The organism is Devosia insulae DS-56, assembly GCF_000970465.2.
Taxonomy (GTDB): Bacteria; Pseudomonadota; Alphaproteobacteria; order Rhizobiales; family Devosiaceae; genus Devosia_A; species Devosia_A insulae.
The window spans coordinates 1-10,341 of sequence record NZ_LAJE02000395.1 but is presented as its reverse complement, the minus strand read 5'-3'; the positions used below and the strand labels follow the sequence as shown (position 1 = coordinate 10,341).

At 64.5% G+C, this 10,341-nt stretch carries 11 protein-coding genes; 6 read left to right on the top strand and 5 right to left on the bottom strand.

The window, feature by feature from the left end:
* Positions 1-300, bottom strand: a 300-nt coding sequence (locus VW23_RS26735; RefSeq protein ID WP_141728514.1) for a serine hydrolase domain-containing protein, incomplete at its 3' end; no start/stop codon positions are given.
* Between the two features lie 236 nt (positions 301-536).
* Here VW23_RS26735 and VW23_RS26730 point away from each other — a divergent pair.
* On the top strand, positions 537-845 hold the full coding sequence (locus tag VW23_RS26730) for a hypothetical protein (RefSeq protein ID WP_069912515.1): 309 nt from the start codon (positions 537-539) through the stop codon (positions 843-845).
* Between the two features lie 166 nt (positions 846-1,011).
* Here the strand turns inward: VW23_RS26730 and denD are convergent, their stop codons facing one another.
* The 4 genes from denD to VW23_RS26710 form a co-directional block, all read right to left on the bottom strand.
* Positions 1,012-1,998, bottom strand: coding sequence for a D-erythronate dehydrogenase (gene denD / locus VW23_RS26725; RefSeq protein WP_069912514.1), 987 nt, complete (start codon positions 1,996-1,998; stop codon positions 1,012-1,014).
* A 127-nt stretch (positions 1,999-2,125) separates the two neighbouring features.
* The gene (locus VW23_RS26720) at positions 2,126-2,956 is read right to left on the bottom strand and encodes a sugar phosphate isomerase/epimerase family protein (RefSeq protein WP_069912513.1); all 831 of its coding nucleotides are present in this window, start codon (positions 2,954-2,956) and stop codon (positions 2,126-2,128) included.
* A 162-nt stretch (positions 2,957-3,118) separates the two neighbouring features.
* Positions 3,119-4,285, bottom strand: coding sequence for a dihydrodipicolinate synthase family protein (locus VW23_RS26715; protein ID WP_069912512.1), 1,167 nt, complete (start codon positions 4,283-4,285; stop codon positions 3,119-3,121).
* 158 nt (positions 4,286-4,443) lie between these two features.
* Entirely contained in the window at positions 4,444-5,598 is a 1,155-nt protein-coding gene (locus VW23_RS26710) for a Gfo/Idh/MocA family protein (RefSeq protein ID WP_069912511.1), read from the bottom strand.
* A gap of 199 nt (positions 5,599-5,797) precedes the next feature.
* On the opposite strand from VW23_RS26710, the gene VW23_RS26705 reads away from it, so the two are divergent.
* From VW23_RS26705 to VW23_RS26685, 5 genes are all read left to right on the top strand, one after another.
* Positions 5,798-6,478 (top strand): TetR/AcrR family transcriptional regulator, encoded by a 681-nt coding sequence (locus tag VW23_RS26705; protein WP_069912510.1) that lies wholly within the window; start codon positions 5,798-5,800, stop codon positions 6,476-6,478.
* Between the two features lie 223 nt (positions 6,479-6,701).
* Positions 6,702-7,979 (top strand): ABC transporter substrate-binding protein, encoded by a 1,278-nt coding sequence (locus tag VW23_RS26700; RefSeq protein ID WP_069912509.1) that lies wholly within the window; start codon positions 6,702-6,704, stop codon positions 7,977-7,979.
* A 19-nt stretch (positions 7,980-7,998) separates the two neighbouring features.
* Complete coding sequence (locus tag VW23_RS26695) at positions 7,999-8,931, top strand: carbohydrate ABC transporter permease (RefSeq protein ID WP_069912517.1); 933 nt, start codon at positions 7,999-8,001, stop codon at positions 8,929-8,931.
* Positions 8,932-8,955: 24 nt separating this feature from the next.
* Positions 8,956-9,849 carry a carbohydrate ABC transporter permease gene (locus tag VW23_RS26690; protein WP_084646519.1) on the top strand — a complete coding sequence of 298 codons (894 nt, stop codon included), beginning with the start codon at positions 8,956-8,958 and terminating at the stop codon, positions 9,847-9,849.
* Positions 9,850-10,084: 235 nt separating this feature from the next.
* The coding region (locus VW23_RS26685; protein WP_244513745.1) for an endonuclease domain-containing protein at positions 10,085-10,341 on the top strand (257 nt) is incomplete at its 3' end.

Sequence of the window (10,341 nt, the reverse complement as noted above, 5' to 3'; positions counted from 1 at the left end):
GACCAGACCGGCCACCAGCGTCGCGCCGATCGGCTTCGACATCGAGGCGAGCTGGAACACCGTATCGGCATCGACCGGCTCCGGGGCGCCAGCCACGCGGACGCCAAACCCCTTGGCGTAGACCACCTCGCCGCCATGCACCACGGCCACCGCCATGCCGGGGATCCCCGAGCTCGCCAGCAGCTCCGCAACCTGCGCATCGAGCTGCGCGATTGCCTGCTCGAGATGAAATGGCTCGGCCTGCGCCGACCCGGACATCAGCACTGCGACCGCAACGATCGCTGGAAGTTTGAAAGACATGACCCGCGCCCCGCTGAAATGCGCCCAGCACAGCTGAAACTCGGCAACTTGGCGCGCCCCAAATGCTGGGAGCGTTCAGAAAGGCTTACTGCCGACAATTCGGCCGAACCTATCGGCTTGTTTGACTCGAATGGCTCAGGCTGCCGCAGCAATTCAGTACCATTCGGCCGGGTAGGCTAAGGCCGCCTCACTCCCTGCGGCTGCCCGGGCGCAGCACGATGCCAGTGAGGAACCTCATGCATTCGATTGGACACCTGGCGATAGCGGCTGCTGTCGCCATCACCGCCTACGCCGTCCCCAGCGCCAGTTACGCCATGGAGTGCCGCGAGCTCTGCTTCGGCTTCTACCCGCAGCATTCGCTGCTTCAGGAAGGCAGCTCGAGCGATGAATGCCAGCGGCGCATCAACGACAGTGGCGGCGCCTGCACCATCAACGGCAAGCGCAACCTCGGCCTCGACATGCCGCGCGGCGTCAACTACCGCCGCGAAAACTACACCAACCCGCGCAAGTACGACTGGGATGTGTTCGGCATTCCGTGGTGGTGAGTGGAGCCCCCTGATTTAGCGTACTTGGCGCCCCTCACCCTAGCCCTCTCCCCAGAGGGGCGAGGGGACGCACTTTGCGCCGACCGTGCCACATCGCCCCCTCTCCCCTCTGGGGAGAGGGTCGGGGTGAGGGGCGCCAAACGCTCAGACAAGGTGGCGTTCAGCCCTACCCCCCGATCTTACCCCCCAGCTCATCCTCGATGTGAATGCGGATGATTTCGTCAAAGCTCTGCTCGGCCTTGAAGCCTAACCCAATCGCCCGCTTGGCGTCGAAATTGCGCGGCCAGCCCGCCACCATCGAGATGATTTTCTGGTCCGGCACATCCTTGATCAGGTTCACCGCCTTGTCGCCCGCCACCCGGCGCAGCGCCTCGATCTCTTCACCCACCGTGGTCGAGAGGCCCGGCACCGAGAGCGTCCGGCGCCAGCCGAGCTTGCTCGTATCGAGCTCGGCGGCATGGGTCAGGAAACCGATCGCGGCCCGTGGCGAGGCGAACCAGTGCCGCACATCCTTCGATACCGGCAGCACCGCCTCCTGCCCGACCAGCGGCTCGCGCAGGATGTTGGAGAAGAAGCCCGACGCGGCCGCATTGGGCTTGCCCGGCCGGATGGTGATGGTGGGCAGCCGAATGCCGACGCCGTCGACAAAGCCCTTGCGCGAATAATCGTTGAGCAAGAGCTCGCAAATCGCCTTCTGCGTGCCGTAGCTGGTGAGCGGGGTGTTGAAGAACTCGTCGCCGATCGCTTCCGGGAACGGCGCGCCGAACACCGCGATCGACGAGGTGAAGACGAGGCGCGGCAGATATGGCGCCTTGACCCCTTCCTGGCGGATGGCTTCGAGCAGGAACCGCATGCCATCCATATTGATGCGATAGCCCTTGTCGAAATCCGCCTCGGCCTCGCCCGAAACGATCGCTGCAAGATGGAAGATCAGGTCGGGACGCGCGGCGATCAGCTTTGTGGCTTCACCCGGCAAGGAGACGTCGGAAACCACCGTCGCCACGTCGCCGTTGAAATCGATCTTCGCCGGCTCGACCACGTCGGTGAGCGTGAACTTGCTGATGGCCTTGCCGCCCACCTGCCCCGACTTGAGCAGCGCAGACGTAAGCTTGCGGCCGATCATGCCGGCCGCCCCGATGATCAGGATATGCATGGAGTCTCCTCGGATTTTTGCCGGGAGATTAGCGGCTGAGACGCGAGGTGCAAGCGATGCTTTGGGTGGAGGTGCGGAGCGAATAGCGAGTAGCAAGTAGCAAGTAGAGTTCGCCGCCCCCTATTCGCTACTCGCCATTCGCTACGCGCTTCACCCGCTCCACGCAGACCCGCACCACTTCATCCCCCGGCCGCTTCCACCAGTTGTCGCGGCTGAAGATCTCGACTTCCTGCGGGCCATGGTAGCCGGCGGCTTCGATCATCGCGCGGATCGCAGGCAGGTCGATGACCCCATCCCCCATCATGCCGCGATCGAGCAGCATGTCGGTGGTCGGCACCAGCCAGTCGCAGATGTGGTGGGCGTAGATGCGTTGCTCCCGCCCGGCCCGGGCGATGGCGGCGGCAAGCTTGGGGTCCCACCACACGTGATAGACGTCGATGGCGACGCCGACCCCCTCACCCAGTTCGGCCGCGATATCGAGCGCCTGGTCGATGGTGTTCACGCACGCCCGGTCGGCCGCATACATCGGGTGCAGCGGCTCGATGGCGAGCGGCACGCCGGAAGCACGGGCATGCGGCAGCATAGCGGCAATGCCGTCGTTGACCATCTGCCGCGCTCCCGGCAGGTCGCGCGAGGCGCCGGGCAACCCGCCCACCACCAGCACCAGGCAATCGGCGCCGAGTGCCGCCGCTTCGTCGATGGCGCGGAGGTTATCGTCGACATTGGCCTGCCGCCCCGCGGCGGTCTCCGCCGGAAACATGCCGCCGCGGCAGAGGCCGGTGACCCTGAGGCCATTGGCCTTGACGATGCTGGCGGCCTCGGCGAGCCCGACGGCCGCCACCTGATCGCGCCACGGCGAAATGGCGGTGACGCCATGCCGGAGGCAATCGTCGACCATTTGCGCGAAGCTTGAGCCGTTGCGCAGGGTCGCGAGGTTCATCGAGAGTTGCTGGGTCATCAGAATAGCAAAGCCGATAGAGACGGCCCCCTCCCATCCTCCCCCACAAGGGGGGAGGTGCCGCATCCAGTGCTTGGCACAATCGAGCCACAGCCTCGACTCTTCACCTCCCCCTTCATGGGGGAGGATGGGAGGGGGCCGTCTCTCTCAGTCAGCACCACCTCAAACCACCCCATGCACAGCCAGCACCCGCTTCATCCGCTCCACCGCCAGCCCAGGATCGGCCAGCACGCGCGCCTTGTCGGCCAGCCGGAACAGTTCCGCCAGATGCTGCAGCGAGCGGGTCGATTGCTGGCCGCCGATCATCGCGAAATGCTCCTGCAGCCCGTTGAGATAGGCGAGGAACACCACGCCGGTCTTGTAGAAGCGGGTCGGCGCCGCAAAGATGGGCCGGCTCAGCGGCACGGTGGGTTCGAGCAGCTCGAAGAACTCGTTGTCGCTGCCGCGTCCCAAAGCCGCCAGCGCCGCAGAGGCCGCCGGTGCGATGGCGTCGAAAATGCCGAGCAGCGCATCGGAATGGCCTAGCTCGTCGCCGGCGATCAGCTCGGCATAGTTGAAATCGTCGCCGGTATACATACGCACCCCAGCCGGCAGCCGGCGGCGCATGGCGATCTCTTTCTCTTTGCTCAGCAGCGAGATCTTGATGCCATCAACCTTGTCGGCATGCGCGGCGATCACCTCGAGGCAGACATCCATCGCCGCGTTGTGGTCGGCCTTGCCCCAGTAGCCCTCAAGCGCCGGATCGAACATTTCGCCCAGCCAGTGGAGGATCACCGGCTGCTTCACCTGGCTGAGGATCCGGCCATAGACCCGGGCATAGTCGTCGGGCGATTTCGCCGCGACCTTGAGGGCCCGCGACGCCATCAGGATGATGCGGCCGCCCTCACCTTCGACGAACCCGACCTGCTCCTCGTAGGCGCGGATCACGTCGTCGATGGTGACATCGGGACCGGGCGCCAGGTGATCGGTGCCGGCGCCATAGGCGATCAGCGCATCCGACCGGCCCCGCGCCTCGGCCTGGGCGCGGCGGATCAGTTCCTGTGCGTCACTCCAGGTAAGCCCCATGCCGCGCTGCGCCGTATCCATGGCCTCGGCCACGCCGAGCCCGAGATCCCACAGCCGGTGGCGGAACTTCAGCGTCGTGTCCCAGTCGATGGCGGGTGTGAGCCAGGGATCGTTCGACGCCAGCGGATCGGCAACGACATGCGCCGCGGCATAGGCAATGCGCGGAAAATCGCTGGCGGCGTGCTGTTCGAACGGGATCGGCGTGCCGGTGAGGCGGTAGGTTTCGAGCGTACGGGAGGACGTCGGAAGCATGAGTTCAGGCATGACTTACCTCCGAGCGTGGGGCCACCCCGCTCCCGGCCTCCCCCACAAGGGGGGAGGTGAAGAGTCGAGGCTGGAGCTCGATAGTGCCTACCACACAGGGCGGCACCTCCCCCCTTGTGGGGGAGGATGGGAGGGGGCCGTCTGTCTCAGTTATCATCTCAAATCCCCAGCGCCGGCACATCCAGCCAGCGCCGTTCCTTCCAGCTCTGCAGCCCGAGCATGGCGAGCTGCACGCCCTTGGCGCCGGCCTCGAGCCCGTAGGTCCATGGCGCGTCCTCGGCGACGTGCTTCAGGAACATTTCCCACTGCGCCTTGAAGCCGTTCTGCGCCGGCCAGTTGTCGGGCACTTCTTCCCAGTTCTGGAAAAAGTCGATGGTCTGCGGCTGGTCGGGGTTCCACACCGGCTTCGGCGTATTCACCCGGTGCTGGCTGAAGCATTTGTGGAGGCCCGCGACCGCCGAGCCATGCGTGCCGTCGACCTGGAAGGTGACGAGATCGTCGCGGCGCACCCGCACGTCCCAGCTCGAATTGATATGGGCGACGACGCCGCCGGCCAGCTGGAACGTCGCATAGGCCGCGTCGTCCGCATCGGCCTCATAGGTGTTGCCGCGCTCATCCACTCGGGACGGAATATGCGTGGCGCCGAGGCAGCTTACCGCTTCGACTTCGCCGAACAGGTTATCCAGCACATAGCGCCAGTGGCACAGCATATCGAGGATGATGCCGCCGCCATCGGCCTTGCGATAGTTCCAGCTCGGGCGCTGCGCCGGCTGGCCCCAATCGCCTTCGAACACCCAATAGCCGAACTCGCCGCGCACCGAGAGGATGCGGCCGAAAAAGCCCGCGTCCTTCAGCATCTTGAGCTTCAAGAGCCCGGGCAGGAACAGCTTGTCCTGCACCACGCCATGCTTGACCCCCGAGGCCTTGGCTTTCTTCGCCAGGGCAACGGCGGACTCGAGGTCGTCGGAGACCGGCTTTTCGCAATAGACGTGCTTGCCGGCGTCGATGGCGCGGCTCAACAGCTCGGCACGCATCTGCGTGGTGCCGGCGTCGAAGAACACTTCGTCTTCGGTGTTGGACAGCACCTCGTCGAGGTTCGTCGACCAACGCTTGATGTGGTGCTTTTCGGCGAGCCGCTGAATCTTGTCGCGATCGCGCCCGACGATGATCGGGTCGACCACCAGCCGGTCGCCGTTCGACAGCACCACGCCGCCCTGCTCGCGAATGGCGAGGATCGAGCGCACCAGGTGCTGGTTATACCCCATACGGCCCGTCACGCCGTGCATGATCAGTCCCAGCCGACGCTCGGCCATCCCTCGCTCCTCCTGCTTGCCGCAATTCGCTGCGTTTGTAACTGCTTGGTTACTTAGATACACGTCGCTAGGATGGACCGTCAAGAGCGCCCGCCGGGGCTTGAACGAAAGCATGATTTTCGTTTCACCCAAAGGCGACTGATGAACTGTCCTGTTACACCGGACAGCATAACCGCAACGGCGCGGGGAGTTAGGATCAATGGCGAGCGAGGTGGCAGCGGTGAAGGTTCGGCGGCGCACCGCCACGCCGCCCGCCGCGCGCCCGCGCGATGCCGAAAGGACCAAGGCCTCGATCCTCAAGGCGGCCCGCGACGAGTTCTGCGAAGAAGGCTTTAACGGTGCGCGGGTCGATGCCATTGCCGACCGCGCCAAGGCCAATAAACGGCTGCTCTATCACTATTTCGGGAACAAAGAGGCTCTGTATCAGGCGGTTCTGCTCGACGCCTACCAGGAAATCCGCCGCGGCGAGCGCGAGTTGCGCATCAGCCAATATGATCCGGTAGAAGCTATCGACCGGGTTATCCGGTTTACATTCCGGCACTTCCTCGCCAACCCGTGGTTCCCGCGGCTGCTGTCTGTGGAAAACCTGCAGAACGCCAAATTCGTCAAGCAGATCAAGAATCTCGACGAGATCCGTTCGCCCATCGTCGGCGAGCTGCAGGAGATCGTGAAGCGGGGCCACGCCGAGGGCACCTTTCGCACCGATGTCGACCCGATGCAGCTCTACATCTCGATCATCTCGCTGTGCTATTTCTATGTCTCGAACATGCAGACGCTGTCGGTGGTTTTCGGCAAGGACCTCAGCCAGTTCGCCCTGATCCAGGACCGTGAAGCCCAGGCCGTGCAGATGGTCGTCGACTACCTCCGCACCCGCCGCTGAATCGCTGCAAGCGCCTGCTACGCTGCCTTCGCCGCCGGCCAGGCCCGGCGCCGAGCCTTGCCTGGACGCGATTCTGCCTGGGCTTTGGTGCGAAACGGCACCTGCTTGACAGGCCGCACGTCCCGGCCCATGGTTGTAACCAGTTAGTTATTTAGCGCCACCAAGAGCGCGAACAGAGATCGGAGTGGCGTCGCCACTTCGGAGGACTAAACGGGAGGAATCCATGACCATGAAGCTAGACCGCCGTCAGTTTCTGCTCGGCACGACGGCGCTTGCCGCCGCGGCCGGCATTTCGCCTGCCTTTGCGCAGGAAGCCCTGCGCTTGATCTTCTGGGGCGGCCAGGCCCGCGCCGACCGCACCTACGGCGTGACCGATCTCTACGCCAAGGCCGGTGGCCCGGCGATCGAAGGCGAGTTCCTCGCCTGGAACGATTACTGGCCCAAGCTCGCCACCCAGACCGCCGGCGGCAACGCACCCGACGTCATCCAGATGGACTACCGCTACATCGTCGAATACGCCAAGCGGAACGCCATCGCCCCGCTCGACGGCTTCGTCGGCAGCGCCCTGAACCTCGCCGATTTCGACCAGGACCAGCTCGATGGCGGCAAGGTCGACGGCAAGCTCTACGGCATCAGTCTCGGCGCCAATTCGGTGGCGCTGATGATCAACACCGTCGATTTCGAAAAGGCGGGGCTCGATGTGCCCGGCCCCAACACCACCTATGCCGATCTCACCACGATCAGCGAGGCCTTCAAGTCGAAGGGCGTCGGCAAAGCCGTCGTCGCCGATGGTTCGGTGTCCGAGCCGATGTACGAGAACTGGCTGCGCCAGCGCGGCAAGGCGCTCTACACTGCCGATGGCAAAGTGGCCTTCGATGAGGCCGACGCCACCGAGTGGTACAAGCTCTGGGCCGACCTGCGCGCCGCCGGCGTCTGCGTCAGCCCCGACGACCAGGCGCTCGATACCGGTCCGCTCGAGACCACCATGCTGACGCTCAACAAGGCGTCGGTGATCCCGTCCAACTCCAACCAGCTGGTGGCCTTCCAGGCGATCATCAAGGACAAGATCACCATCTCGAACTTCCCGCGCACCGCCACCGACGCGCCTGGCGGCCACTATCGCAAGCCCTCGATGTTCTTCTCGGTCGCCGGCTCGTCGGCCCAGCAGGAAGCAGCGGCGAAGTTCATCAGCTTCTTCATCAACGACCCGGCCGCCAGCAATGTGCTCGGCGTCGAACGCGGCATCCCCTGCTCCAAGGCCGTACGCGACGCGCTCGCTCCGACCCTCGACGCACAGAGCCAGGTGGCGCTCAACTTCGTCGCCAATCTCGGGCCACTGCTCGCCGCCTTGCCCCCGTCCCCGCCGGCCGCTGCCGGCGAGATCGACGCTTCACTGTTCCGCATTCTCGGCCAGGAAGTGGGTTTTGGCGCCAAGACCCCGGAACAGGCCGGTCCCGAGCTCGTCAAGGGCGCGACCGATATTCTGAACCGCGCGGCCTGACGTCATGACCGCGCCCGCCATGGAGGCCGGAGTCCCCCATGCCGGGGGTGCGGTTAGCCAATCGTGGTGGTCGAGGGTGTGGCAGAACCACGCCCCCGGCTACCTCTTCCTGATCCCCTGGCTGGTCGGCTTTCTCGGCCTGACCATCGGGCCGATCATCACCTCGTTCTATCTGAGCTTCACCGATTTCGACCTGTTGACCGCGCCCGAATGGGTGGGCGCCAGCAACTACATCCGCATGTTCACCGCGGATCCGAAATTCATCGCCTCGATGCAGGTGACGCTGACCTTCGTGCTCTTCTCGGTGCCGCTGAAGCTGGCCTTCGCGCTCGGCGTGGCGCTGCTGCTCAACCGCGGCATGCGCGGCCTGCCGCTCTATCGCGCCCTGTTCTACCTGCCGAGCCTGCTCGGCGCCTCGGTCGCCATCGCCATCCTGTGGCGTCAGCTGTTTGCCGGCGACGGGCTGGTCAACGATTTCCTCTCGGTGTTCGGCATCCAGGGCCCGAGCTGGATTTCCAACCCCCGCTATTCGCTGTGGACGCTGATTATCCTGTCGATCTGGCAGTTCGGCTCGCCGATGATCATCTTCCTCGCTGGTTTGAGGCAGATCCCGCAGGATATGTACGAGGCCGCGAGCCTCGATGGCGCCAGCCGCTGGCGCCAGTTCTGGAAGATCACCCTGCCGCTGTTGACCCCGGTGGTGTTCTTCAACGCCATCATCCAGACCATCGAGGCCTTCAAAAGCTTCACCCCGGCCTTCATCATTTCGGCCGGCACCGGCAATCCGATCAACTCGACGCTGTTCTACACGCTCTACCTCTATCAGGAGGCCTTCGGCTTCTTCCGCATGGGCTATGCCTCGGCGCTGGCCTGGTTCCTGCTGCTGCTGGTCGCCTGTTTCACCGCGTTCTCGTTCCTCACCAGCAAATACTGGGTGCACTATGATGATTGATGCACTGGCACTGGGGACCGCAGCATGACCGTCACCGCCCCTGCCCCGCGCCTCACCGTCGTCACCGAGGCCACGCCGGCCAAGCTGATGCGCAAGCGCGTCCTCAGCGTGCTCGCCCATGTGGCGCTGATCGGTGCCTCGATCCTGATGCTCTATCCGCTGCTGTGGATGCTCTCGGCGAGTTTCCGGCCGGAGAACGAGATCTTTGGCGGCACGCTGATCCCCAGCGTCTGGAGCCTCGACAGCTATTTCCGCGGCTGGGACGGGCTGCGCGTCAGCTTCGGCACCTTCTTCTGGAACTCCTTGGTGATCTCGGTCACCTCGGTGGTGGGCAACCTGATCGCCTGCTCGATGGCGGCCTTCGCCTTCGCACGGCTGCGCTTCAAGGGGCGGAACTTCTGGTTCGCCCTGATGCTGATGACCCTGATGCTGCCCGGCCAGGTGACGCTGATCCCGCAATATGTACTGTTTCGCGAGCTGGGCTGGATCGACACCATCCTGCCGCTGGTGGTGCCGAAATTCCTCGCCGTCGATGCGTTCTTTGTCTTCCTGATGGTGCAGTTCTTCCGCGGTATCCCGAGGGAACTCGACGAAGCCGCGATGATGGACGGCTGCTCGGCCTGGCGCATCTACTGGAAGATCATGCTGCCGCTGTCGATGCCGGTGCTGGCAACGGCCGCCATCTTCACCTTCATCTGGACCTGGGACGATTTCTTCGCGCCGCTGATCTACCTCAACGAGATGAAGCAATACACCGTGATGCTCGGCCTCAGGACCTTCACCGACTCCACCGGCGAAAGCGACTTCGGCGGCCTGTTCGCCATGAGCGTCTTGTCCCTGGTGCCGATCTTCCTGTTCTTCCTGTTCTTCCAGCGCCTGCTGATCGAGGGAATTGCGACGACGGGGATGAAGCGGTGACTTCGGACTTCGCTTCGTTGGTGCTGACTGAGAGAGACGGCCCCCTCCCATCCTCCCCCATGAAGGGGGAGGTGCCCCGCCGGTGCGATTGGCACGATCGAGCCACAGCCTCGGCTCTTCACCTCCCCCTTCATGGGGGAGGCCGGGAGGGGGCCGTCTGCCGCGGCTCCATAACCCCATGAGCACCCACCGCGAGAAAGAGTTACGCGCGAATTCTACTGTACCCGAGCGCCGCATGTGGCGGTTGCTGCACCCGTTTCGCACGGCGGGCCATCACTTCCGCCGGCAGGAGCAGATCGGCCCCTACTACGTCGACTTTGCCTGCCACGCGGCCCGCCTGGTGATCGAGGTCGACGGCGAGACGCACGGCCACACTAAGGATGCCGATGCCTTGCGCGATGAGTTCCTGCGCTACGAGGGCTATGCCGTCCTGCGCTTCACCAATGACGATGTGCTGCAGAACGAAGATGGCGTGTTCACCGTCGTGAGCTC

Coding starts and splice junctions, on each gene's coding strand:
- VW23_RS26700 (WP_069912509.1), top strand. CDS start 6,702: ATGACCATGAAGCTAGACCGCCGTCAGTTTCTGCTCGGCACGACGGCG.
- denD (WP_069912514.1), bottom strand. CDS start 1,998: ATGCATATCCTGATCATCGGGGCGGCCGGCATGATCGGCCGCAAGCTT.
- VW23_RS26730 (WP_069912515.1), top strand. CDS start 537: ATGCATTCGATTGGACACCTGGCGATAGCGGCTGCTGTCGCCATCACC.
- VW23_RS26695 (WP_069912517.1), top strand. CDS start 7,999: ATGGAGGCCGGAGTCCCCCATGCCGGGGGTGCGGTTAGCCAATCGTGG.
- VW23_RS26705 (WP_069912510.1), top strand. CDS start 5,798: ATGGCGAGCGAGGTGGCAGCGGTGAAGGTTCGGCGGCGCACCGCCACG.
- VW23_RS26715 (WP_069912512.1), bottom strand. CDS start 4,285: ATGCCTGAACTCATGCTTCCGACGTCCTCCCGTACGCTCGAAACCTAC.
- VW23_RS26720 (WP_069912513.1), bottom strand. CDS start 2,956: ATGACCCAGCAACTCTCGATGAACCTCGCGACCCTGCGCAACGGCTCA.
- VW23_RS26710 (WP_069912511.1), bottom strand. CDS start 5,598: ATGGCCGAGCGTCGGCTGGGACTGATCATGCACGGCGTGACGGGCCGT.
- VW23_RS26690 (WP_084646519.1), top strand. CDS start 8,956: ATGACCGTCACCGCCCCTGCCCCGCGCCTCACCGTCGTCACCGAGGCC.